The following is a 22958-nucleotide window of genomic DNA, read 5'->3' on the forward strand; positions in this document are numbered from 1 at the left end:
CGGCGTTCCGACTTGCCCGCGAAGCCGTTGTTTAACCGCCGAGAAACTTGCGACCGGCCGGGCCTCTTCGCGGGCAAGCCTCGCTCCTACGGTCCTCAAATGGAGAACACCCATGAACACCCAAATCAGTCCCGATCTTCTCACCACTAACGCGCCGCTGATCAACAGCCAGCGTCTCTGGCAATCACTGATGGACCTCGCGCAACTGGGCGCGACGGTCAAAGGCGGTGTCTGCCGACTGGCCCTGACCGATCTGGATCGACAGGCTCGTGATCTGTTCGTGAAGTGGTGCGAAGCCGCCGGTTGCACGGTAACGGTCGATGCAATCGGTAACATCTTTGCCCGGCGTTCCGGCAGCGATCCGCAGCGGGCGCCGGTCATGACCGGCAGCCATATCGACACGCAACCCACCGGCGGCAAGTTTGACGGCTGCTTCGGCGTGATGGCCGGGCTGGAAGTCATCCGTACCTTGAATGACCTGGGACTGGAAACCGCCGCGCCCATCGAAGTTGTGGTCTGGACCAATGAAGAAGGCTCGCGTTTCCCGCCGTGCATGATGGGTTCCGGGGTGTTCGCCGGGAAGCTCGACCTGGCCGAAACCCTGGCTAAACAGGACGAGCACGGTCTGGTCGTGGGCGAGGAATTGCAACGCATTGGCTACGCCGGTAGCCGCGCGGTGCTGGGTCATCCGGTGGGTGCGTACTTCGAAGCGCATATCGAGCAAGGCCCGATTCTGGAAGATCAGCACAAAACCATTGGCGTGGTCATGGGTTGCCTTGGCCAGAAATGGTTTGACCTGACGCTCAGTGGCGTCGAGGCCCACGCTGGTCCGACGCCCATGTCATTGCGCAAGGACGCCTTGGTCGGCGCCGCGCACGTCGTCACTGCCGTCAACCGCATCGCCAATGCCAGCCAGCCACATGCCTGCGGAACAGTCGGTTGCCTGAACCTTCATCCGGGCTCGCGTAACGTAATCCCTGGCGAGGTGAAGATGACCATCGATTTCCGGCATCTGCACAGCGACAAATTGCAGGCCATGGTCGACGACTTACAGCAGGCAATCGAACAGGCTTGCGCCGCCAACGGCCTGACTTACGAGCTGACGCCAACGGCCGATTTCCCGCCGCTGGATTTCGCCAGCCGCTGCGTCGATGCGGTGCGTGACGGCGCGCAGCAGTTGGGCTTGAGCCATATGGATATCGTCAGTGGTGCCGGACATGACGCTATTTTCATCGCCGAATTGGGACCGGCCGGGATGATTTTCGTGCCGTGCGAAGGCGGCATCAGCCATAACGAAATCGAAAACGCCACGCCCGAAGATCTGGCCGCCGGTTGCGCGGTGCTGCTTCGGGCGATGGTGAGTGCTGCGATGTAGGAGCGAGCGGGCAACTCCGTTGGAGCGAGCAGGCGGCGTTCCGACTTGCCCGCGAAGGCATTGTTTCAGGTTCAGAAAAGTGATGGTCTGTACCGGCCTCTTCGCGGGCAAGCCTCGCTCCAACGGGCCAAGACCAATCTGGAAAATTGCTCTGGCTTTTGATTTTCGCTTTTCCGTGCCGCGATCTTGCAGACGCCGCCAAACGCGCGTCGGGAGGCTGAGTGCAGGTGTCGTGGTGGGGTGCGCTCGGCATGGATGCCGAGCGAGCGCCGTTGGGCCAGGGATGGCCCGTCGGCGCGTCGCCCCAGCACGGCACCGGAGCGAAGGAACCGCTGCGAAGCAGGGGCCGGACGTCAGCGCAGATGGTTTCGTCCTTTCGGCGCGTGTCAACGTACCTGTCGCCTTGCTCTTGCTTTACCTTCCTGTCACGGCCTTAACCTCAGGACGCTCAGGGTTCAAATAAACAGCGCTCGCGAGCTGCCAGTTGCGTGTCTTGCCGCTCCAGCGATTTGGATTGGCCTCCTTGGCAGATTCATACAGCACCTCACGCGCCTTCAGCAGATCACTCGCCTGGCCCTCGTGACGCTCATTGGGCGTCACGTACTTCAGGGCACTGTGGCGATGTTCTTCGTTGTACCACTCGACAAATCTCTGCACCCAGAGCCTGGCCTCAGTCAGGCTACCGAAAGGTCGCTCTGGCCACAGCGGACAGTACTTGGCGGTGCGAAACAGGGCTTCTGCATACGCATTGTCATTGCTAACCCGCGGGCGACTGAACGAGGGCTCAACGCCCAGTGAAATCATGCTTTCACGCAACAGCGCGCCCCTCATCACGCCACCATTATCCGAATGCAGCACCAGCGGACGGCCTGCCGTACGCTCACGCAAGCAACCCTTTTCAAGCAGTTCACACGCGTGCTCGGCCCACTCAGACTCATGCACTTCATTGACCACCAGCTTACGGCTGTAGACGTCCTTGACCATGTACCAGTAGTAGAAACGCCCTTTAACTGCGCTCGGCATCCAGGTGATATCCCAACACCACAACTGATTAGGTCCATCAGCACGATGCGTGGTCGGCGCACGCCGTTTTGGCTCCTTGGCGCGGCCACGACGAACGTTTTGGTTAGCCTCTTTCAATATCCGATAAAAAGTGGCTTCCGAGGCTAGATAAATACCTTCGTCGGCCAACTTAGGAACAATCTGGTGCGGTGTCAGGCTGGCGTAACCAGGTTGATTGGCAGCTTCAAGAACCGCCTTACGCTCTATATCGCTGAGCTTGTTAGGTGGTGCTTTGCGCTGGACAACCTGGCGTCTGTCAGTGTCGGTGTACAGCCAGCGCTGTACGGTCCGTAGACTTAGTCCTAGCTCATTGCACGCCCGAAATCGACGAGCCCCACTCTGTGTTGCTTCGGCGATCAGCCTCAACGCTTCTTTACGATCAGGGGCGCTGATCAGTCTTCCTTGTCCTTGCCCCAGATCGCATTGGCTTTTTTTCTGAGTTCCAGTAAAGCCACCGCCTCCGCACGCTCGGCATCGACGCGCTTGAGTTGACGCTCCAGCGCCTTTATTCGATTTTGCTCGGCGGTTTTCTTTTCACTGGGTTTGACGGTGACGGCAGGATTGGCGTTCTGGCACGACAGGCGCCACTCCTGGATTTGTTCGGGATAAAGCCCCTTGATTCGGCAGTATTGAGACAGCTCCACCTCACTCAGCGAAGCACTCTCGACAACAACGTTGAATTTATCGGCACTGGACCACTGATCACTGGTTTTGTTGTGCGCAGGCACGATCAAGCCTTTTTCTCTAGCCATTTTTCTCCAGTTGCGAAGCGCTTGCGGTGTCACTCCGATGTCAGCAGCGAGCTCTGCAACGGATCGCTTGAAAGGCGGCATCATCTGCTGAACAGCCCAGTCTCTAAACTCGTCGCCATAACTATTGGTCATTGCTAAACACCTTCGCCCCCTTGAATGATTGAGTCAATCAACAGGGCGACAAGTAGCCTGACACGGGGGGCTTTTGCCGAAACAAAAGGACTCGACCGTCAGGGCGAAATCTTAATAAGCCGCACCGCAGATACTGTTAGTGCCACTCGATTCGAAGCGCGGCGCCAGGATAAATAACGGCTGACCGATGTCCGCTGGCGACATACAAGGAGCGAAGCTTGCCCGCGAAGGTATTGTTTCAGGTTCAGAAGAGTGATGGTCTGCACCGGCCTGTTCGCGGGCAAGCCTCGCTCCAACGGGACTTAGCGCCGGCTAACCACCACTTCCAGGTATTCGCTGGGCACCACCAAAGATGCCTGGCCGGCGCGGTTCAGGCGCGTCAGCAACTCGGTGAGGTCGCGCTCCAATGCCACCGCGCCTTCGGGCGGGAGGGCGGCAAAGGCCTTGTGAACCGGGCCGTACCAGGTGCGGAAGACTTCAATGAAGTGCGCTGGCGAGCGGTAACGGAAGTTGAACTCGCGGCGCGTCACTTTCATCTCTGCCGCGGCATCGCCGAACAGTTCCTTCAAGTGATCTTCCACCCCCCACAGCGAAGGCGGTTTGACACCGGCTGGCGGTGGCAGGTGTTTGCCCAGGGTCTTGAACATTTGCCCGACGAAGCCTTCCGGCGTCCAGTTGGCCAGGCCGATGCGTCCGCCCGAACGGCACACCCGGGCCAATTCAGCGGCGGCTCGCGGCTGGTCGGGGGTGAACATCACGCCGAAGGTCGATAACACTGCGTCGAAGGATGCGTCTTCAAAGGGCAGGGCTTCAGCGTCGGCTTCCAGGAAGCTCACGTCGAAATGCTCAGCACGACTGCGCTCGCGGCCGCGTTCGAGCAGGCCGCTCACGTAATCGGTGGAGGTCACAACGCAACCACGGCGGGCTGCGGCGAGGGTGGCGTTACCATTGCCGGCCGCAACGTCGAGGACGCGTTCGTCGTAACGAAGGTCGCAGGCTTCGGCCAGCAGTTCGCCGACCAGTTGCAGCGTTGTGCCGATCACGGCGTAATCGCCGCTGGCCCACGCAGTCATCTGGCGGTTTTTCAATGCTTGTAGATCAAGTGGTTCACTCATGATCGCGCTCCCTGTCTTCTCAATGCAGGTTTGGCAGACGGATAGGCCATGCCGAGAAAACCAGGTAGCTATGCAGCATCTGAACAGTCTGCAACACCTGCAACGATGGAAATCCTGGCTGCCGGGAGCTATGAACATAGCTGCTTTCGCCCAGAAGTACGCAAGCGCCGCCAGCCGTGCGGGTAGATCGGTTGGTTTTAAACTTATAACTAACAGTGTCAGCGTTAGAGTGACTCCGGTTGAAACGTACTCAGTTCAAGCGGGAAGTAACAAAGATCAAGCGGATGGTGGCTAGAGCAATGGCTTCCGCATCACCTTTGATAGTCTCGATCTGGGTTTGCAAGGTGTCGGACTTGCCGGGCTCAATCCTCGCGTCAGCCAGGCGGGTCATCTGGTAAAGATGGTCAGAGAGGTCGTGCAGGCTGCCCTGCAGGCGTTCCACCAGGGTCGCCAGCGGATCTTCGACAGGCAACCTTTGCGGTACGTCATCCTGCTGGGGCGTTACTTGCGATCCTTCATTGTCGGGCAGCGCTGACACTCTCAACCCGGTGACCACAAAAGCCACGTCGATACCCGCCTGAGCAATACGTGACAGATAGTCCGCCCTGGGTGAACGTATCCCGTTTTCGTAGTTGCCTTGAGCATTGGTTTCCACGCCGCCGATCGCACCTAGGGCACTTTGTGAGAGCTTGAGTTTCAAGCGTTCCTGCTTAAGCCGCTGACCAATCCCAGGCATATGGATATTTCCTTCCAGACGGTAGCTTCCCAGGTTGACCCGGTGAAGCGATAAAAAGCCTTGTTCATTGAGCGCACAGGCATTCTAACGAAGTCGCGCTCAGACCCGCGACGCTGATTTTCCGCACGCTTCGGCGCTCGGCTCGGTTTGAACCGATTCGAACGATACGCCTAAAATCCACTCAAGTGGATCGTTAGTTGGTACGAGAATGTAGGAAATATTCGACTGAGGTCATTCGGATTGTTTCCGGCCCCGTTGGAGCGAGGCATTCCCGCGAATGGGCATTTGCGGCAATGGGTGTGTCGACTGGTATTTCGCTTCGCGGGCCAGCCTCGCTCCAGTGGGGCCGGCCCGGGGGGTTGAGTCAGCGCGTCACAGGCAGCGTGAATGCTGATCTTGTGCCCAGTTTCCAGCGGTCCTGGCGATGGTGTCGGCCAGACGGGAAACCGCACGCTGGTGAGCGAGCACCAGATTTTCCATGCCCAGACCGGCAGGCTCGCGAATCACGCTGCTGCACGTCAGGTTTTGTGCCTTGGTACCGGCATTGCGCAAGCCCAGGCTCCACACCACGTCGATCATTGCGTAGCTGCCCGGCACCGACTCGAAGCGGCGCACGTCGGTGCGCAATGACAGCACCGGCTGGCCGCTGTCCTTCGGCAAGCCTGCCATGTCCCGGCTGCCAAAGCGCCGCTCCAGTTGGCCGGTCAGCGCGTCGTGAAACTCATCACCCAGGGGCGAACCCCAGCGTTCCGCGTCGAGAATGGCCAGGCTGCCATCACCCTGGCGAATCACCAGCGGCGGTTGATCCACCTGCACCGGCATCAGCACCGGGAGCATTTCAAACTGGAAAGGTGCGACCGCAACCGGCTTTTGTGCCGTGGTCGTGGCCGGTGCAATCAGCGTGTAGTAATGGGTCACAGTGGACGTGCAGGCACTGGTCCCCAGCAACGCGGCCAACACGAAGAACTTCAGGCGCAGGGTCATTGCTGTGGCTCCAGATCAATTGCACGGGAAGAGGCGGGGGCTTTATACGAGCCTGGCGCGGCGTCGCCAGTGCGGCCACGTATCAAGGCTTCCGGATGACGGCTGAGGAAGTCGGTCAGCACGCGAACAGAGCGGGCGGTGCGTTGCACTTCGTCCATGGCCTGGCCCAGTTGCACGCGGGCCGGGGAGTCTTCACCCAGGCTGTCGTTGGCGGTGTGCAGGGTTTTCTGCGCCTGTTGCAGAGTGCCGCGCATTTCCGGCAGGACCGTGCCGTTGACCTGCTTCAGGGTTTTCTGCAGTTCGCTCAAGCTGCCGTTGAGATTGTTCGCCAGTTCGTCGATGGGCAGCTTGCCCAGTTTGTCGACAAAGGTCTGCAGCTGTTCCTGCAACTTGTCGAAGCTGCCCGGTACGGTAGGAATTTCAAGCGGGCGGGCTTTTGGATCGAACACCACTTTGGGGGCCTTGGGTTCGAAGTCCATCGCAATGTAAAGCTGACCGGTCAGCAAGTTGCCGGTGCGCGCCTGTGCCCGCAATCCCCGGGCCACGAAGCCGCCCAGGATGCGCGCCGATTGCTCGTCCTCATCACCCGTGCCGCCTATTTTTTGCAGCTTGGCTTCCGCCGCGCCCAGGCGCTTGGCATAGATCACCGCACCGACGATGCCAGGGAAAGTTTGCGTCTGTGGATCGTAATCCAGGTCCACGGAAACCACGCGGCCAATGTTCACGCCGAGGAAGTCCACCGGCGCATTGACCACCAGGCCACGCAGGGACTGGGCGAAACGCATGCGAATGTAGCGCGGCTCGCCATCGGGTGGCGCAAGCGCCGTGGCTTGATCATCGAAGATTCGGAATTCAGCGTTTTCCGGCGCCGGTTTTGCATCCGGACTCCAGTTGGGCTCGCGGAAGGCAATGCCACCGGCGATGATCGAGGTCAGCGACTGGGTGGCAATCTTCAGCCCAGCGGCGCCGAGGGTGACGTCAACGCCGCTGGCATTCCAGAAACGCGTGTCGGTGCTGACGTACTGGTCATTGGGGGTGTTGATGAAAATCTCGATGTCTACGCCTTTGCCGTCCTTTGACAGGTCATAGGAAACCACCTGGCCAACCTGAATGCGTCGGTAATAGATAGGCGAGCCAATGTCCAGCGAGCCCAGGTCATCAGTGTGCAGCCTGAAGCGCTTGCCTTTCTCGCCGAAGGTCACTGGCGGTGGCGTCTCCAGGCCGAGGAAAGCGTTCTTGGTCTTGTCCGAGCTGCCCGCATCGGCGCCGATGAACGCGCCGGACAACAGGGTATCAACGCCGGACACGCCGTGAGCGCCGATCCGTGGTCGCACCACCCAAAACTGGCTGTCTTCGCGGGTGAAGGGGCCGGCGCTGCTGTTGAGTTCGATGGTGGCCAGGATGTGGGTACGATCATCGCTGAGGGCAATGTCGCTGACGATGCCAATGACCACGTTTTTGTACTTGACCTGGGTTTTCTTGGCTTCGAGCCCTTCAGCGGTGAGGAAGCTGACAGTGATTTTCGGGCCGACGTTCATCCAGTCATGCAGCGCCATGGACAAGCCGATCAAGCCGGCAACGATCGGCACCAGCCAGACCAGCGAAACACGCATCCGGCGTCGTTTGACCTCGGGCCGAACCGGCGCGGAGGGGGAAGGGGGTAGGGCATTGTCAGACATCTTCAACCTCTGCGTCCCAGATAAGCCGGGGATCGAAACTCATGGCGGCGAACATCGTCATCACCACAACCAGACCAAAAAACAGAATACCGATGCGCGGCTCGATGGTGCTGAGCTCTCGGAACTGCACAAGCGCCGCCACCAGGGCGACGACCAATACGTCAAGCATCGACCAGTAGCCGATCAACTCGATAAAACGATAGAGCCGCGACCGCTCCTGCATGGCCCAGGTACTGCGGCGCTGACAGGTGATGAGCAACAAGCCCAGCACCACGAACTTGATGCACGGCACCACTACGCTGGCGATGAAGATCAGCAGGGCAATGTCCCACGAACCGCCTTCGAAAAATTCGATCACACCACTCATGATGGTGTTCTGGCTGCTGTTGCCAAACAACGTGGTGTACATCACCGGCAGCAGGTTGGCGGGTATATAGAAAATCAGCCCGGCGATCAAAAATGCCCAGGTCCGCATCAGGCTGTTGGGCTTGCGGGCATGTACCGCTGAGTCGCAGCGTGGACACACGTGGGCATCGGCCGGGCAGACATAACCGCAAATATGGCACAGGCACACATTGTGTTCGCTGGCATAGGGGATCCCGTTCATGACGGCTCGACTCCCAGCTCTTTCCACAGGCGGCGAATGTCTTTGCCAGCGATCAGAATAATCAGGACCATCAACATTGCCATCGCCCACAACCCAAGTCCCGGATGCACATCGAGCATCCCCGACAGCTTGACGATGGCCACCAGAATACCCAGCAGACAGACTTCCAGCATGCTCCATGGCCGCAAGTGCTCCAGGGCGCGCATACAGGACTTGAAGCCGGGGGCGATCACGCCTTTATGAGCGTGCGCCAGGACCCAGAACAACAGGCAGATCTGCAGCAGCGGGGCGAAAATGATTGCCAGCCCGGCGACCAGGGCAATCAGCGTGATACGGCCCTGAGCCAGCGCCTCGACCGATTGCCAGAGGGTCACTTGATTGCTCAGGCCCTGCATGCTGATGCTGATCACCGGAAAGTAATTGGCGAAGGCAAACAACACCGCCGCGCCGATGGTCAGGGCCAGCAATTGTTCGATGGTCAGGCGATGACCGCGGGCCAATACCGCGCCGCAGCGCAGGCACAGGGCGGTTTCGCCGTGCTGCAACGGATGAGACTCATACAACGAGTCGCAATGCTCGCAAATGATCAGGTCCGAAGGCTGTTTCGTGTCAGGCAAAGTGGGCTCGTCTGAGTAGTAGTGACAGGGTGGATAACTTAAAAAAACGCGGGGCTGAAAGATACCTTGTCGGCACCGATTCAGCCGAATTAAATCAGCCGAACTTAATCAAGACAGGCTGCGGTCGGTTGGCGTTATTGCATTGACCCCGGTTGGCGACCGACGTTCGCATGTCACTACGCCATTATTCACTGCTCATCGCGACAAATGATGCAGGCCCGATCTGATTGTCGTTTGCAGCGCTACAGGTGTAGCGGTGCGAGCGCGACAGATTAACTTCGTATTGCAATCAAGTCATTGAAATACAAGCTATTTAACGGTGTGGCACAAGCCTTGCTATGTTGCTCTCCAGCCGGGACGATCGATCCCGGTTCTAATAAGAACGGAGAGCCTCATGAATCGATTTGGCCTACAACCTCGTCCCGGACCGCTCACGTCGCTCGTTGCCGCCGTCGCCGTGGCGCTTTCCTGCGCCAACGTAGCGTTCGCCGCCGAGGCCGCGCAGGTCGATGGCGCGCGGATCAGCGCCGCCGACCAGGAACCCGGCAACTGGATGAGCCACGGTCGTACCTACGATGAACAGCGTTTCAGCCCGCTGAACAAAATCAACGATGGCAACGTCGGCAAGCTCGGTCTGGCCTGGAGCTACAAACTGGACATCGACCGGGGCGTCGAAGCCACGCCCATCGTCGTGGATGGCGTGATGTACACCACCGGGCCGTTTTCCATGGTCTATGCGCTGGATGCGCGCAACGGCAAGTTGTTATGGAAATACGATCCGCAATCGGACCGCAGCCGTGCCGGTGAAGCCTGTTGCGATGCCGTAAACCGTGGCGTCGCAGTCTGGGGTGGCAAAGTCTTCGTCGGTGTGCTGGATGGGCGCCTGGAAGCCATCGACGCCAAGACCGGCCAGCGCGTCTGGTCCGTGGACACCCGTACCGATCCCAATCGCAGCATTACTATTACCGGTGCGCCGCGCATCATCAACGGCAAGGTGATCATCGGCAACGGCGGCGCCGAGTATGGCGTGCGCGGTTACATCACGGCCTATGAGGCCAACACCGGCAAACAGGACTGGCGTTTCTTCACGGTGCCGGGCGATCCGAAACTGCCGCCGGAAAACAAAGCCATGGCAATGGCCGCCAAGACCTGGTTCGGCGACAAGTTCGTCGAGCAGGGCGGCGGCGGAACCGTCTGGGACTCGATGTCCTATGACCCGAAACTCAACTTGCTGTACTTCGGGGTCGGCAACGCTTCGTCGTGGAACCCGCGCCTGCGCTCGGAAGGCAAGGGCGATAATCTGTTCCTGTCGTCCATCGTCGCGATCAATCCGGACACCGGCGAATACGTCTGGCACTACCAGACCACTCCCGGCGATGCCTGGGACTTCACGGCCACCGCGCACATCATGCTCGCGGACATGGAAATCGACGGCAAGATGCGCCAGGTCTTGATGCAGTCGCCGAAAAACGGCTTTTTCTATGTCATCGATCGCAAGACCGGTGAACTGTTGTCGGCCAAGAACATCGTGCCGATCAACTGGGCGACCGGCGTCGACATGAAGACCGGCCGACCCATCGTCGATGAGAAAGCCGCCGTTTACTGGCGCGATCCGGAGAAAAAAGCCTTGCTGGTCCAGCCGGCGTTCTGGGGCGCCCACGACTGGCAGCCGATGTCCTACAACCCGCAGACCGGTCTGGTGTACATCCCGGCGCACATCATGTCGGCGTTGTATCAGGATGTGGATGGCGTGCCGCCGCGCAAGAAATTCAAGAGCATGTATCAGCTACAGGTCAACACCGGAATGATGCCGGAAGATCCCGAAGGCCTGCGCAAACTGGCCGACACCTGGACCGGCAAGCTGATTGCTTGGGACCCGATCAAGCAGGAAGCGCGCTGGGAAGTGCCGTACTCGACGATCTTCAACGGCGGCACATTGAGCACCGCTGGCAACCTGTTGTTTGAAGGCACGGCCGACGGGCGAGTGGTGGCCTATTCAGCCGACAAAGGCAAAACCTTGTGGGAGCAGCCGGCCAATACCGGGGTGATGGCCGGTCCCGTTACCTATGAAGTGGATGGCGAGCAATACGTGACGTTCATGGCCGGTTGGGGCGGGGCGTTTTCCACCTTTGCCGGGGCATTGTCCTTGCGCGCCGGGGTCAAGCCCAACGCTCAGGTGCTGACCTACAAGCTGGGCGGGACGGCGAAACTGCCGGATCTGAAATACAAATACGCCGACCGCAAGGTCGATCCACCGGCGTTCACTGGTACCACCGAACAGGTCGACAAAGGCCGGGCGCTGTTCAACGGCCATTGCGATACCTGCCACGGCATCAACGCCATCAGCGGCGGCGTGTTGCCCGACTTGCGCATGCTCAGCAAGGAAAACCACCAGATGTTCCTCGGCATTGTCTATGGCGGTCGTGTCCAGGACGGCATGCCGTCGTTCGCCGAAGAGCTAAAGCCGGACGAAGTGGAGCTGGTGCATCAATACATCATCAAACGCTCCCACGACCTGCTCAACGATATGAAGTCGGCGAAGACGGCGGCGAATCAATAAAACCTGAATTGGAACACCGACTGTTGGAGCGAGGCTTGCCCGCGAAGGCAATAACTCAAGCCCAGAAAATCTGGTGAATATACCGGCCTCTTCGCGGGCAAGCCTCGCTCCAACGGAGTCAGTGCGCTGCAATACCAACAAACAACCGAGACAGAGCAGAGAAACTCACTATGAACGAATCACTGCCCATCTACCAAAGCTACATCGACGGCGCTTTTGCGCCCAACGATAACCTCATCGAAGTGTTCAACCCGGCCAACGGCCAGTTGCTGGGCTCGGTGCCCGAGACCAGCCTGTCGGAAGTCGAGCGCGCCATCGCCGCCGCGCGCACTGCGCAAAAAGGCTGGGCGCGCAAGCCGGCCAATGAACGCGCAGGCTATCTGCATCGCATCGCCAGCAAGGTCCGCGACAACGCCGAACGCCTGGCGCGGATCATCACCGCCGAGCAGGGCAAAGTGCTCGGGCTGGCCTTGGTGGAAGTCAATTTCACCGCCGACTATCTGGATTACATGGCCGAGTGGGGGCGTCGCCTCGAAGGGGAAATCCTCACCAGCGACCGACCAGGCGAGAACATCTTCGTCTTCCGCAAGCCGTTGGGCGTGATTGCCGGGATTCTGCCGTGGAACTTCCCGTTTTTCCTCATCGCTCGCAAGCTGGCCCCGGCGCTGATTACCGGCAACACCATCGTCATCAAGCCCAGCGAAGAAACCCCGATCAACTGCTTCGAGTTTGCCCGTTTGCTCGCTGAAACCGATCTGCCCAAAGGCGTGGTGAACATTGTGTCCGGCAAAGGCGCTACGGTTGGCAGTGCGCTGAGCAGCCACGCCGGGGTGGACATGGTCAACTTCACCGGCAGCGTCGCCACGGGGTCGCGGATCATGGCGGCTGCGGCGGGCAACATCACCAAACTCAATCTGGAACTGGGCGGCAAGGCGCCAGCCATTGTCCTGGCTGACGCCGACCTGGGCCTGGCGGTGAAAGCGATCACGGCTTCGCGGGTGATCAACACCGGGCAAGTCTGCAACTGCGCCGAGCGGGTTTACGTGCAGCGCAAAGTCGCCGACCAGTTTATCGACCAGGTCAGCGCAGCTATGGCGGCGACGCGCTATGGCGATCCATTGGCCGAAGACGATCTGGACATGGGGCCGCTGATCAATCAGGCCGGGCTCGACAAGGTCGCGCAGATGGTCAAGACCGCCGTGGGCGACGGTGCGCAGATCATCACTGGCGGATCCATCGCTGACCGCAATGGTCAGGGTTTCCACTATCAGCCAACGGTGCTGGCCGGTTGCCAACAAGCGATGGAGATCATGCGCCACGAGATCTTCGGACCGGTGCTGCCGATTCAGATCATCGACGATCTGGACGAAGGCATTGCCCTGGCCAATGACTGCGAGTTCGGCCTGACCTCATCGATCTACACCAAAGACCTCAGCTCGGCGATGCGTGCCTGCAACGAGCTGGACTTTGGCGAAACCTACATCAATCGGGAGAACTTTGAAGCGATGCAAGGCTTCCACGCCGGAGTGCGCAAATCCGGCATCGGCGGCGCGGACGGCAAGCATGGGGTGTATGAATTCACCCATACGCATGTGGTTTATTTGCAGATTTGATGGCTGCTGGTCTCATCAAACCGTTGGAGCGAGGCTTGCCCGCGAAGAATGATAACGCGGTGGGTCTGGCCTACCGAGGCGCCCGATTCGCGGGCAAGCCTCGCTCCAACTGATCACATCACCAGATTCGGCTGCACGATCCCGTGTTTTTTCATCTTGCGGTACAGCGTCGAGCGGGCCACGACGAGTTCTTCGGCCACGGCGGTGATGTTCCATTGGTGCCGTTTGAATGCTTCCCTCAGGCGCTGGCCCTCATCACCGGCGACTTGACTTGCCAGGTCGCGGCTTGGCGGCAGCATTGGCTTCGCCACGGACTCGGCGCTGCGTGGCTGCAAGACTTCCACCGGCAGGCAGGCGCTGTCGATGTATCCGTCGTCAGCCAATGCCAAGGCGTAGCGCAATACATTGATCAGTTGGCGGATGTTGCCGGGCCAAGGGAACCGGCGCAGCAGGTTTCTTGCCTGCGCGTCGATTCTGCAGGCTTCGCCGCCTGCGAGGTCAGTCAACACGTCGTCGATCAGGCTGTCGATGTCACGCCGCTCACGCAGGGCCGGCAGGCGCAAGGTCATGCCACTGAGCCGATAGAATAGGTCTTCCCTGAACACTTTGTTGTCGATCATCGCCGACAAATCCTGGTGCGTGGCCGACACCACTTGAATATCCAGCGCAATCGGTGCGTCGGCGCCCAATGGTGAAATCTCCCGCTCGGCGAGAACCCGCAGCAAGCGGGTTTGCAGGTGTGCGGGCATGTCGCCGATCTCGTCGAGAAACAGCGTGCCGCCATTGGCCAGTTCCAGCTTGCCCTTCATGCCTTTCTTGTTGGCACCGGTAAAGCTGCCGCTGCGATAGCCAAACAATTCGCTTTCGATGAGGGTTTCCGGAATCGCGGCGCAGTTCAGCGCAACGAAAGGCCCGGAGCGGCGTGAGCTCGCGTGGTGAATCGCCCTGGCGAAGGCTTCCTTGCCGGTGCCGGTTTCACCATTGATCAAAATGGGCAGATCTTTATCCAGCAGCTTGTACAGCCGGGCAACGCTTTGCTGTAAACCTGGATCATCGCCGCTGAGGCGCTCCAGTGTCGGCGGATGCTGCACCACGCGCGTGCTGGCCGGGGTTTCGCGTTTGGCCGGGGCGCGCAGCTGGGCCGGCATGCGCAGCCCGACCTCCAGCTGGCCCTTGCCGGTATTGAGCCGCACCCCGTTGGCGCCGCCGTTGCACAGGCGCAGCAGTTCTTCGACGCTGTGCACCGGCAGCAGGTCTTTGAGGAATCGGCCCAACAGCGGCCCGCGGTGAGTGGATTCGTATTCGACGAACGCGGCGCGATTGGCACCGATCACCTGGCCTTGCTCGTCGAGGGCCAGCAATTGCTCATTGGCCAGATCGCTGAACGCCTCGCAGGGTTTGATCATCAGGCTCAAGGTGTTGCGATGGCTGTGCCTGAAGTACGCGTTCTCGATCAGCCGGGCGTACATGATGACCAATTGCAGGGTCAGGTATTGCGCCTGCTTGGGGCCGCCGCTGTTCAGGCACGAGGCATTGAGACAACCGCGCAGATTGCCCAGCGAATCGAAGATCGGTGATACCGAGCAGCTCAAGCGGTCGTTGGCGCGCAGGAAGTGCTCATCGCGGTGAATGATCAAAGGCGTGCGTGCGGCGATGCCGGTGCCGATGCCGTTGGTGCCCACCAGCGCTTCATCCCAGCGTGCGCCGATCACCAGACCGGATTCCGCGTAGGCGCTGGCCCCCGGCGGCACCCGCGAGTCAAGGGTAATCCCGTGTTCGTCGCTGAGCAGCACGGCGAAGCCAGCCTTGCCGACCCGTTCGGCCAGCCCGCTGACGCCTTGGCCGGCGATGGACAGGTAATCCTGATTGAAGGCCTGATGCCGATGGATTTCCGCTGCGCTGAGCATGACCTTGGTCGCGCGTCCGGCAGGTTGCAAGCCGTGCTCGATGACGCTGCGATACCACGACTGGACGATCAGACCGTCGGCGGGCAGGTTGCGATCAGGGAAATAATCCCCTATGAACGCGTTCAGGTCGGCGGGGCGGGGCAGGCTCGGTTGCAAGGACATGAAGACTCCGAATGCGGCTCCGCCAGACGTTGCGCGGAACGCATGATTATTGTTGTCGTTCTGGAGCAGAACAGGCTGCGGCTAATGTTTCAGTCATTCAGACTCTAGTCTTTTGTAACAAATACCGCTGGTTACAAAAAATATTTTTGTCTTTTCCATGGACTTGAAAACAGAGCAATAGTTGTACCGTCGCACGCGCCGGAGGGAGAAAGCGTCTGCTCTGCGCCTGACGCGTTGCTGGTGGAAAAACGGGCCTGCGACGAATGGCCCAAGGCTGCAACAGGTGTAGCGAGTAGTGCGCAACGGGTGTTGCGAAGACCGTGCCAGAGCCTCTGGCGCCCAGCTTGCAGCCTGGATTGCGACGTGTATAACTGGCTTGCCGGGCTATTCCGGCGCAACTCAGGAGATTCGTCTATGTGGACCAAACCTGCATTCACCGATCTGCGCATCGGCTTCGAAGTCACCATGTACTTTGCCAGCCGCTGATCGGCAAATTGCGTCCCCTGGCTTCGTCAGTTCTGTGCTGGCGAGGCCTTTTTCCATCTGAATTACAAGATCCTACAACTTCGCCCAAAACTCCTCGGCGAAGTCACTCAAGCGGGCGATGGGACGAAACAGGCGGATCTGCACCGGGATGTCCCAGTGTTCATCAAGGGCCCGTTGCAGCTTTCCAGCGCTGACTTCGGCGTCTGCCAGCGTGCGCGGCAGCCAGGCGAAGCCTTTGCCTTCCAGTGCCATCGACAGCAGCACAGCCGCAAGGTGTGAACTGAAGATCGTGTTCAGCTCCGGCGGCTTCGTTTCGCCCAGCAGCCGCGCCGCCACGATTCGACCCAGACCGGATTCGGACGTGTACGCCAGGTGCGGCAATGAACTGCCGGTTTGACTTGAATCAGCCTCGGCCGCCTGCAAAGGCAGCAACACATCACTGCCGACCACTTTGGACTGGAACTGACCCAATGCGAAGCGCGGTGGGGCATCAGGATAGTGATGGCAAAGTAAAAACTGCACTTGACCCTGAAGCAGCATCTGTTCGCAGACAGTCATGCTGTCCGACAGTAGCCGGACTGCCTCGATAGGCCCGCCGCGTTCGGCGGCGCGCACCCAGGCCGGGAAAAAGGTGAACGACAGCGAGTGCGTGGCCGCGAAGTGCAGGGTGCGCTCCTGTTTGCCGGCGACTTCGCGGGTGTCCTGCCGCATCTGATGCAGGCGCCGGGTCATTTCCTGCGCGCTCGCCAGCATGTGCTTGCCCGCATCGGTGAGGGTCGCGCCGTGGGTGGTACGCACGAAAAGATCGACGCCGACCCAGTTTTCCAGCGAGCGAATGCGGCGGCTGAATGCCGGTTGCGTGACGTGGCGCAACTCGGCAGCGCGGGAAAAATTGCCGCTCTCTGCCAGCGCACTGAAATCTTCCAGCCAGACCAATTCCATCAGTAGTGATGCCGTTCGTGCATGAGGTGTCCAGCTTTTAGCATTGGCCGCGTCGAATCGTCCAGTTCTAGAGTGGCCGGGCAAACACATAACAATACAGCCGCAAAGAGGAGTCGCCCCATGCGCATCGTCGACATTCGCGAGAAGACCGTTTCCATCGCATCGCCCATCGCCAACGCCTACATCGATTTTTCAAAAATGACCTGCTCGGTCGTAGCCGTCATCACTGACGTCATTCGCGATGGCAAGCCGGTGATCGGATACGGCTTCAACTCCAACGGTCGTTACGGCCAGGGCGCTTTGATGCGCGACCGCTTCCTGGCCCGTGTGCTGGAAGCCGATCCGGAAACCCTGATCGACAAGGAACATGACAACCTCGATCCGTTCGCCATCTGGAAAGCCCTGATGACCAACGAAAAGCCAGGCGGCCACGGTGAGCGCTCGGTGGCGGTCGGCACTATCGACATGGCTGTCTGGGACGCCGTGGCGAAAATCGAAGGCAAACCGCTGTATCGCCTGCTGGCTGACCGCTATCGCAACGGCGTGGCCGATGACAAGGTCTGGGTCTACGCGGCGGGCGGTTATTACTATCCCGGCAAGGACCAGACCAAGCTCAAGGCCGAAATGCAGAGCTATCTGGATCGTGGCTACGACGTGGTGAAGATGAAAATCGGCGCTGTGCCGCTGGATGAAGATCTGCGGCGCATTGAGGCGGTGCTGGAAGTGGTCGGCGACGGTCAACGCCTGGCGGTGGACGCCAATGGTCGTTTTGACCTGAAGACTTCGATTGCCTACGCCGAGGCGATCAAGCCTTACAACCTGTTCTGGTACGAAGAAGCGGGCGATCCGCTGGACTACGCCCTGCAAGCCGAACTGGCCAATCACTATGATTTGCCAATGGCGACGGGTGAAAACCTGTTCTCCCATCAGGATGCGCGCAATCTGTTGCGCCATGGTGGCATGCGTCCTGATCGTGATTTCCTGCAGTTCGACTGCGCGCTGTCCTACGGCCTGGTGGAATACCTGCGCACCCTGGACGTCATGACCGAACTGGGTTGGTCGTCGCGCCGGGTCGTGCCTCACGGCGGCCATCAGATGTCCCTGAACATCGCCGCCGGCCTGCATCTGGGCGGTAACGAATCCTACCCGGACGTCTTCCAGCCTTTCGGCGGTTTTGCCGACGGCATCAAGGTCGAGAACAGCTATGTCGGCCTGCCGGACATCCCGGGCGTGGGCTTCGAAGCCAAATCCGCGCTGTATGCCGTGATGCGTGAGCTGGGCGAACGGGCGTGATCTCGGGGCAATACGCATATCCAACTGATTAAACGCAATTTTCTGTGGGAGCGAGGCTTGCCCGCGAAGATGTCGGCTCAAGCGATACACGCGTCGAGTGGAACTACGATTCGCGGGCAAGCCTCGCTCCTACGGGCCTTGATCGGTTAGCAACAACGTTTTCAAAAGCTCCCTCATACAACAACAAAAGTGAGGCACTTCATGGAACAGGCTTCGACACGTTGGTACAGCCAACTGTATGTACAAGTGCTGATCGGCATCGTCATTGGTGGCGCGATCGGCTTTTTCCTTCCGGATATCGGCGCCAGGTTGCAACCCTTGGCCGACGGCTTCATCAAACTGATCAAAATGCTCCTGGCGCCAATCATTTTCGGCACCGTGGTGGTCGGCATCGCCAAGATGGGCAGCGTCAAGGAAGTCGGGCGCATCGGTGCCAAGGCGCTGATCTACTTTGAAGTGTTGTCGACCCTGGCGCTGGTGATTGGCCTGGTGGTGGTGAACATTCTCAAGCCTGGCGTGGGCATGAATATCGACGTCAACACCATCAACGGTACCGCGATCAATACCTATACCCAGGCTGCGGCGGCGCAAGGCGGGATTGTCGAGTTTTTCCTGAATATCATTCCGACCACGCTGTTCGATGCATTCGCTAAAGGCGCCATGCTGCAAGTGATCCTGGTCTCGGTATTAATGGGCGTTGCGCTGGTGCAGATCGGCGCGCCGGCCAAGCCGCTGGTCAATATCATAGACATGCTGTTGCAAAGCCTGTTCCGGATCGTGGCGATGGTCATGCGCCTGGCGCCGTTGGGCGCGGGTGCCGGTATGGCATTTACCATCGGTAAATACGGGATCGGCACCTTGCTGTCCTTGGGTCAGCTTTTGGTGGCGCTCTATGTAACAACGCTGCTCTTTGTGGTCGTGGTGCTGGGCAGCGTCGCGCGTTGGTCTGGCTTGCCGCTGATGCAGTTCCTGCGCTACTTCAAGGATGAAATCCTCGTTACGTTGGGCACCTGTTCCACCGAAGCGGTGCTGCCGCGCATGATGGTCAAGCTGGAGAAGCTCGGCTGCGAGAAATCCGTGGTCGGCATGGTGCTACCCACCGGTTACACCTTCAACTCCGACGGCACCTGCATCTATCTGACCATGGCGGCGATTTTCGTCGCACAAGCGACCAATACACCGCTGACGATGTGGGATCAGATGGTAGTGCTGGGCGTATTGCTGCTGACTTCGAAGGGTTCAGCGGGGGTAGCGGGTGCAGGTTTCGTGACGCTGGCGGCGACCCTGTCGGTCATCCACGACATCCCGCTGATCGGTCTGGTATTGCTGCTGGGCGTTGACCGCTTCCTCAACGAAGCCAGGGCCGTGACCAACCTGATCGGCAACGGGATCGGCACCATTGCCATCGCCAAGTGGGATGGATCCTTCGATCAGGCCAAGGCCATGCGGGAAATCGCAGCCATGAAAGGCAAGGCATCAACCTCGGTCGTGGTACCGGACCCGGTCATTCGGCGGTCAGATCTCACTTAAAGCCCACCCGGCTTGGCCCGCTGCATCAGGAAACTGAGCAAGGTGCGGGCTGAAGCCGGGACGTTCTGGTCGTCGAAGACGATGCAAATCGGGTTGGACTCGTCTTCGATGGTGATTTCGTACTGCTTCAGATCCCTGGCTTGATCCGAAACGAAGCTACAGGACTGGTTCAAGCCACTGTCCCGGACCAGTTGCCGGAGTTGATCGGCCTCGGGTTGCTCAAGGCTGGAGGTGTTCACCTCGCAGCTTTTGATGGCTCCAACGATGCCACCTGACTGTACGAAACAGACTTTCATCATCTCGCTCCCATAAATGTTCGGGTGGGTCGGGCAGGGCAGGTCACACGGTAATCCCGACCTTCTTCCACGCCGCCTTCACCGCTTTTTTCGTAGCAGCGCCGTAGCGTTTGTTACCGGCGACTTGCACCGTAATCCTCGCGCAATCGTCAAACTGGCTTGAACTGTGCAGTTGCAGCATGGTTTCGTACCAGATCCTGCCTGCCACGTCCCACGCATTGCCCCCCAGCGCCTTGGCCGTCAATACAAAGGCTCGATTGGGAATCCCCGAGTTGATGTGCACGCCGCCGTTATCCTTTGGCCCGGTATAAAGCCCGGCCATGGTTGCTGGCTGCGGATCATCGCCCAGTTCCGGATCGTTGGCATAGGCCGTGCCTGGGTTTTCCATGTCGCGAATGCCGCGACGGGTGGGCGCAGGAACCAGTAACTCCTTACCGACCACCCAGCTTGCATCTTCAACGGCGGTGCCTTCTTTCCATTGCCGGATCAGAATGCCGAACACATCGGCGAAATGCTCGTTCAGCGCGCCTGATTGCCCCTGATACGTCAGGTTGCTGGTGAACGATTGCACGCCGTGGGTCAACTCGTGGCCGATGACTTCCAGACTGCCGGTGAACCGTTTGAAAACGATGCCGTCGCCGTCGCCGTAGGCCATTTGCTGGCCGTTCCAGAAGGCGTTATTCATCGGCACGAATTCGCCCTGGAAATCTACCTCCGCGACGTGTGCGGTTGAAACCAGTGTCATGCCGTTGCCGTCCAGGGAATTGCGCTGAAACAGCTGCTCATAGAAATCGTAGACGTCGCCGGAGCCATCGTAGGCTTCGTCAACAGCGGCGTCGCCGGTGGCCTTCTGGTTTTCGGCGCGGGCCAGGGTGCCAGGCAGGGAATTGGTGCCCTTGGCGTCGTAGATCAGGCGGTTTTTCTTGCCGTCCGGGGATTTTTGCGCAAGCAGGGTCGGCATCGCCTGCGCCGACATGCGGAACGCGACGAACGCTGCGCCGCTGGCCAGATTGGTGATTGCCAACGCTCTGACACGCTCGTGAGGCGACTGAGCCATGTGTTCCATGATGTACGGCGGAATGAAGCAATGGATGGAATGTCGAGTGCACATGCGCAAACCCCTGCCCGGATCGGATAAACCAGTTTGGCAACGTCAGGTCTTCTGATGTTCCTACCGTTGGCTGGTTCGGCGAGATATAAATAACAAATGGGCGTTTTGCATGTCAAAAGAGTTCACTCCATTAAAAGAGACATTCGAATGGATATGCCTCGCAAGACGTTTTCCAACGTTTATCGTGGGCAGGTGATCGAAGTTCTGGTTGTTTGCCCTTTGGGCGTCAAGGAAGTCGCTGAATTCATCATTCACGTCACGGTCACGATGGCGTGCCAGACACCCATGCCGACCGTTATCTGTCGGCTGGGCTACGAGTCTGTCGATGAGGCCCGCCATGCGGGTGTCGTCGTCGGACAGAATCTTATTGATACACTCATCTGTTGACTGCACGGCCATTCTGGCCTTTTGACGCCTCGCTGCCAGTGACAGGGTGATAAACTCCCGCCACTTCAGACGAGGAGCAAGCAGACGTGCGCAAGATGGCAATAATGATCGCAGCTCTGGCCCTGAGCGGCTGTGATGTCGGCAAAACCCCGCCACCGCCTCCCAAGGTTCAGGCAGCTCAGACCGAGCAAATCGCCCCAGGCACAAGCGTGCAATGGAATATCCAGCTCAACGCGAGAGAGGCCCTGAGTGATATCAGTGCCTGGTTGCTTGAGCGCAGCTATGCGCCATTTCTGGTGACCATCGAGGGCAAGCAGCAATTGCTGATCGGCCCTTACAAGACCCAGCAGGAAGCCGAGGAACAGTTGGCGCTGCTGCAAGCCAAAATCACCAAGGCTCACCGGTTTGCTGATCCGGTGGTGATCGAACGCGTCCAGTGATCGGTTCCCGCCCGATCTGCGACAAATGAACCGCGACACTCAACCGCCGCTGTGCCACCCTCGGTTTACGCGCTCGAATCAATCGACGCGTGAATCCGGGAAACGCTTTTATGGACGAAATTCAACGGTTGGGCGAGTTGCTGAGCGCCAATCAACGCAATGAAGAGCAAAAGCATCAGCAGTTCCATACCGGCCTCGCGCAATGGGAGGCCAGTATCGTAGCGCTGTACCAGCAGATCGAAGCGTGGCTGAAACCTTTGATCGAGGGTGGCCAGATCACCGTGGAATACGAGCCACATCTGGCACAAAGCAAAGGTTATCCCGACGAAAACTCGCCATTCCGTACGCAGCGCATGACGCTGACCATCGCTGGACGCCAGGTTGCGTTCATTCCGGATGCCATGGGTGCCAAAGGTTCAGTGTCGGTTGCCGCTACAGGCTTGAGCGTGCATGCCCAGGAAGTGGTGACACTGAGCTGTCAGGACCCTGCGCAGGGTACGCAGTGGCTTGAGAAAAAGCGGATCGGCGTGAAGGAGTCGGACGCTCAGCCGTTTACCGCGGATTATTTCGCCAAGCAGTTGCAGGCGTTGGTGCCGCTGCATAGCTGATCGAGTGTTGCAGGAACCAACTTGTTGGCGAGGCGATCTCAGGACGCTTCGCGAGCAAGCTCGCTCCCACAGTGCAGATTCAGTGTTCGCAAATGCGGATCGAACACAGGTCGATCAGTCGCGACGACCCAGCAACAGACCTACCACCAGGCCGAAACCTGCGGAAATCGCGACGGTCTGCCATGGATGGCCACCGATGTAGGTCTCGGTCGCTTCAACCACCGGCTTGGTGCGCTCACGCACACTCGATACCGATTCCGCAGCCTGTTTGAGCTTCAGGCTCAGCTGCGCGCGCAGGGATTCTGCGTCTTCGCCAACCAGCGCTGCGCTGTCCTTGAGCAATTTGTCGGATTCTTCGATCAGCGCCTGAAGTTCGCTGAAGGCCTGATCCTTGATTTGCTCTGCAGTGTTTTGGGCAGCAGTTTTACGAGCCATGATGATTTCCTTCCAATTGATGACAACAGTGAGCAATGGAGTCTTGAGCCTACGGAAAAGTTGCAGCGGTTTGTATGACGTATCGCAATTCGCTCGTCGAATTTGCCCGGAACTTATCCGTGACGGGTG

The 22958-nt window shown here is 59.2% G+C and carries 21 protein-coding genes; 9 read left to right on the plus strand and 12 right to left on the minus strand.

Going from position 1 to position 22958, the window contains the following annotated elements; all coding sequences use genetic code 11:
* Positions 1 to 112: 112 nt before the first annotated feature.
* Complete coding sequence (locus tag AFK24_RS28585; RefSeq protein WP_065836445.1) at positions 113 to 1375, plus strand: Zn-dependent hydrolase; 1263 nt, start codon at positions 113 to 115, stop codon at positions 1373 to 1375.
* 414 nt (positions 1376 to 1789) lie between these two features.
* Here AFK24_RS28585 and AFK24_RS28590 read toward each other — a convergent pair.
* From AFK24_RS28590 to AFK24_RS28625, 7 genes are all read right to left on the minus strand, one after another.
* A protein-coding gene (locus AFK24_RS28590; RefSeq protein ID WP_430962188.1) for an IS3 family transposase occupies positions 1790 to 3321 on the minus strand; the annotation gives its coding sequence in 2 pieces (ribosomal slippage) (positions 1790 to 2880 and positions 2880 to 3321; 1533 coding nt in all).
* Positions 3322 to 3623: 302 nt separating this feature from the next.
* Positions 3624 to 4436 (minus strand): class I SAM-dependent methyltransferase, encoded by an 813-nt coding sequence (locus AFK24_RS28600; RefSeq protein WP_065836448.1) that lies wholly within the window; start codon positions 4434 to 4436, stop codon positions 3624 to 3626.
* A 250-nt stretch (positions 4437 to 4686) separates the two neighbouring features.
* Complete coding sequence (locus tag AFK24_RS28605; protein ID WP_065836449.1) at positions 4687 to 5172, minus strand: helix-turn-helix domain-containing protein; 486 nt, start codon at positions 5170 to 5172, stop codon at positions 4687 to 4689.
* Between the two features lie 372 nt (positions 5173 to 5544).
* Positions 5545 to 6156 carry a PqiC family protein gene (locus AFK24_RS28610; RefSeq protein WP_065836450.1) on the minus strand — a complete coding sequence of 204 codons (612 nt, stop codon included), beginning with the start codon at positions 6154 to 6156 and terminating at the stop codon, positions 5545 to 5547.
* A complete protein-coding gene (locus AFK24_RS28615; protein WP_065836451.1) occupies positions 6153 to 7835 on the minus strand; it encodes an intermembrane transport protein PqiB in 1683 nt (560 codons plus the stop codon). The genes AFK24_RS28610 and AFK24_RS28615 overlap by 4 nt, the downstream gene beginning before the upstream one ends.
* Positions 7828 to 8442, minus strand: coding sequence for a paraquat-inducible protein A (locus tag AFK24_RS28620; RefSeq protein ID WP_065836452.1), 615 nt, complete (start codon positions 8440 to 8442; stop codon positions 7828 to 7830). Before AFK24_RS28620 ends, AFK24_RS28615 begins: the two co-directional genes overlap by 8 nt.
* Positions 8439 to 9059: a paraquat-inducible protein A gene (locus AFK24_RS28625; protein ID WP_065836453.1), complete on the minus strand. Its 621-nt coding sequence runs from the start codon at positions 9057 to 9059 to the stop codon at positions 8439 to 8441. The genes AFK24_RS28620 and AFK24_RS28625 overlap by 4 nt, the downstream gene beginning before the upstream one ends.
* 394 nt (positions 9060 to 9453) lie before the next feature.
* Between AFK24_RS28625 and AFK24_RS28630 the strand changes: the two genes are divergently transcribed.
* Positions 9454 to 11619, plus strand: a complete 2166-nt coding sequence (locus AFK24_RS28630) for a PQQ-dependent dehydrogenase, methanol/ethanol family (protein WP_065836454.1) — start codon at positions 9454 to 9456, stop codon at positions 11617 to 11619.
* A 170-nt stretch (positions 11620 to 11789) separates the two neighbouring features.
* Positions 11790 to 13232, plus strand: coding sequence for an aldehyde dehydrogenase (gene aldA / locus AFK24_RS28635; protein WP_065836455.1), 1443 nt, complete (start codon positions 11790 to 11792; stop codon positions 13230 to 13232).
* A gap of 113 nt (positions 13233 to 13345) precedes the next feature.
* On the opposite strand, the gene AFK24_RS28640 is transcribed toward aldA, so the two are convergent.
* On the minus strand, positions 13346 to 15301 hold the full coding sequence (locus tag AFK24_RS28640; RefSeq protein WP_065836456.1) for a sigma-54-dependent Fis family transcriptional regulator: 1956 nt from the start codon (positions 15299 to 15301) through the stop codon (positions 13346 to 13348).
* Positions 15302 to 15715: 414 nt separating this feature from the next.
* Here AFK24_RS28640 and pqqA point away from each other — a divergent pair, with 414 nt between their 5' ends.
* Entirely contained in the window at positions 15716 to 15787 is a 72-nt protein-coding gene (gene pqqA, locus AFK24_RS28645; RefSeq protein ID WP_010209364.1) for a pyrroloquinoline quinone precursor peptide PqqA, read from the plus strand.
* 72 nt (positions 15788 to 15859) lie between these two features.
* Here the strand turns inward: pqqA and AFK24_RS28650 are convergent, their stop codons facing one another.
* The gene (locus AFK24_RS28650) at positions 15860 to 16729 is read right to left on the minus strand and encodes a LysR family transcriptional regulator (protein WP_065836457.1); all 870 of its coding nucleotides are present in this window, start codon (positions 16727 to 16729) and stop codon (positions 15860 to 15862) included.
* Between the two features lie 120 nt (positions 16730 to 16849).
* Here AFK24_RS28650 and AFK24_RS28655 point away from each other — a divergent pair, with 120 nt between their 5' ends.
* Both AFK24_RS28655 and dctA read left to right on the plus strand, forming a co-directional pair.
* Complete coding sequence (locus tag AFK24_RS28655) at positions 16850 to 18022, plus strand: mandelate racemase/muconate lactonizing enzyme family protein (protein ID WP_020289977.1); 1173 nt, start codon at positions 16850 to 16852, stop codon at positions 18020 to 18022.
* Positions 18023 to 18223: 201 nt separating this feature from the next.
* Positions 18224 to 19552 (plus strand): C4-dicarboxylate transporter DctA, encoded by a 1329-nt coding sequence (gene dctA, locus AFK24_RS28660; protein WP_065836458.1) that lies wholly within the window; start codon positions 18224 to 18226, stop codon positions 19550 to 19552.
* On the opposite strand, the gene AFK24_RS28665 is transcribed toward dctA, so the two are convergent.
* Both AFK24_RS28665 and AFK24_RS28670 read right to left on the minus strand, forming a co-directional pair.
* Positions 19549 to 19848: a protealysin inhibitor emfourin gene (locus tag AFK24_RS28665; protein ID WP_065836459.1), complete on the minus strand. Its 300-nt coding sequence runs from the start codon at positions 19846 to 19848 to the stop codon at positions 19549 to 19551. The two genes, dctA and AFK24_RS28665, sit on opposite strands and share 4 nt — an antisense overlap.
* A 43-nt stretch (positions 19849 to 19891) precedes the next feature.
* Entirely contained in the window at positions 19892 to 20959 is a 1068-nt protein-coding gene (locus AFK24_RS28670) for a M4 family metallopeptidase (protein ID WP_065836460.1), read from the minus strand.
* Positions 20960 to 21106: 147 nt separating this feature from the next.
* Here AFK24_RS28670 and AFK24_RS28675 point away from each other — a divergent pair, with 147 nt between their 5' ends.
* The 3 genes from AFK24_RS28675 (at position 21107) to AFK24_RS28685 (ending at position 22394) form a co-directional block, all read left to right on the plus strand.
* Entirely contained in the window at positions 21107 to 21346 is a 240-nt protein-coding gene (locus tag AFK24_RS28675; RefSeq protein ID WP_065836461.1) for a hypothetical protein, read from the plus strand.
* 86 nt (positions 21347 to 21432) lie between these two features.
* Positions 21433 to 21786, plus strand: coding sequence for a hypothetical protein (locus AFK24_RS28680; protein WP_065836462.1), 354 nt, complete (start codon positions 21433 to 21435; stop codon positions 21784 to 21786).
* 110 nt (positions 21787 to 21896) lie between these two features.
* On the plus strand, positions 21897 to 22394 hold the full coding sequence (locus tag AFK24_RS28685) for a hypothetical protein (protein ID WP_065836463.1): 498 nt from the start codon (positions 21897 to 21899) through the stop codon (positions 22392 to 22394).
* Positions 22395 to 22508: 114 nt separating this feature from the next.
* Here the strand turns inward: AFK24_RS28685 and AFK24_RS28690 are convergent, their stop codons facing one another.
* Complete coding sequence (locus tag AFK24_RS28690; RefSeq protein ID WP_065836464.1) at positions 22509 to 22829, minus strand: DUF883 family protein; 321 nt, start codon at positions 22827 to 22829, stop codon at positions 22509 to 22511.
* Between the last annotated feature and the right edge of the window lie 129 nt (positions 22830 to 22958).

The sequence above is a fragment of the Pseudomonas syringae genome (genome assembly GCF_001698815.1).
Taxonomy (GTDB): Bacteria; Pseudomonadota; Gammaproteobacteria; order Pseudomonadales; family Pseudomonadaceae; genus Aquipseudomonas; species Aquipseudomonas syringae_A.

Coding starts and splice junctions, on each gene's coding strand:
- AFK24_RS28585 (WP_065836445.1), top strand. CDS start 113: ATGAACACCCAAATCAGTCCCGATCTTCTCACCACTAACGCGCCGCTG.
- AFK24_RS28600 (WP_065836448.1), bottom strand. CDS start 4,436: ATGAGTGAACCACTTGATCTACAAGCATTGAAAAACCGCCAGATGACT.
- AFK24_RS28605 (WP_065836449.1), bottom strand. CDS start 5,172: ATGCCTGGGATTGGTCAGCGGCTTAAGCAGGAACGCTTGAAACTCAAG.
- AFK24_RS28610 (WP_065836450.1), bottom strand. CDS start 6,156: ATGACCCTGCGCCTGAAGTTCTTCGTGTTGGCCGCGTTGCTGGGGACC.
- AFK24_RS28615 (WP_065836451.1), bottom strand. CDS start 7,835: ATGTCTGACAATGCCCTACCCCCTTCCCCCTCCGCGCCGGTTCGGCCC.
- AFK24_RS28620 (WP_065836452.1), bottom strand. CDS start 8,442: ATGAACGGGATCCCCTATGCCAGCGAACACAATGTGTGCCTGTGCCAT.
- AFK24_RS28630 (WP_065836454.1), top strand. CDS start 9,454: ATGAATCGATTTGGCCTACAACCTCGTCCCGGACCGCTCACGTCGCTC.
- aldA (WP_065836455.1), top strand. CDS start 11,790: ATGAACGAATCACTGCCCATCTACCAAAGCTACATCGACGGCGCTTTT.
- AFK24_RS28640 (WP_065836456.1), bottom strand. CDS start 15,301: ATGTCCTTGCAACCGAGCCTGCCCCGCCCCGCCGACCTGAACGCGTTC.
- AFK24_RS28650 (WP_065836457.1), bottom strand. CDS start 16,729: ATGGAATTGGTCTGGCTGGAAGATTTCAGTGCGCTGGCAGAGAGCGGC.
- AFK24_RS28655 (WP_020289977.1), top strand. CDS start 16,850: ATGCGCATCGTCGACATTCGCGAGAAGACCGTTTCCATCGCATCGCCC.
- dctA (WP_065836458.1), top strand. CDS start 18,224: ATGGAACAGGCTTCGACACGTTGGTACAGCCAACTGTATGTACAAGTG.
- AFK24_RS28665 (WP_065836459.1), bottom strand. CDS start 19,848: ATGAAAGTCTGTTTCGTACAGTCAGGTGGCATCGTTGGAGCCATCAAA.
- AFK24_RS28670 (WP_065836460.1), bottom strand. CDS start 20,959: ATGTGCACTCGACATTCCATCCATTGCTTCATTCCGCCGTACATCATG.
- AFK24_RS28675 (WP_065836461.1), top strand. CDS start 21,107: ATGGATATGCCTCGCAAGACGTTTTCCAACGTTTATCGTGGGCAGGTG.
- AFK24_RS28685 (WP_065836463.1), top strand. CDS start 21,897: ATGGACGAAATTCAACGGTTGGGCGAGTTGCTGAGCGCCAATCAACGC.
- AFK24_RS28690 (WP_065836464.1), bottom strand. CDS start 22,829: ATGGCTCGTAAAACTGCTGCCCAAAACACTGCAGAGCAAATCAAGGAT.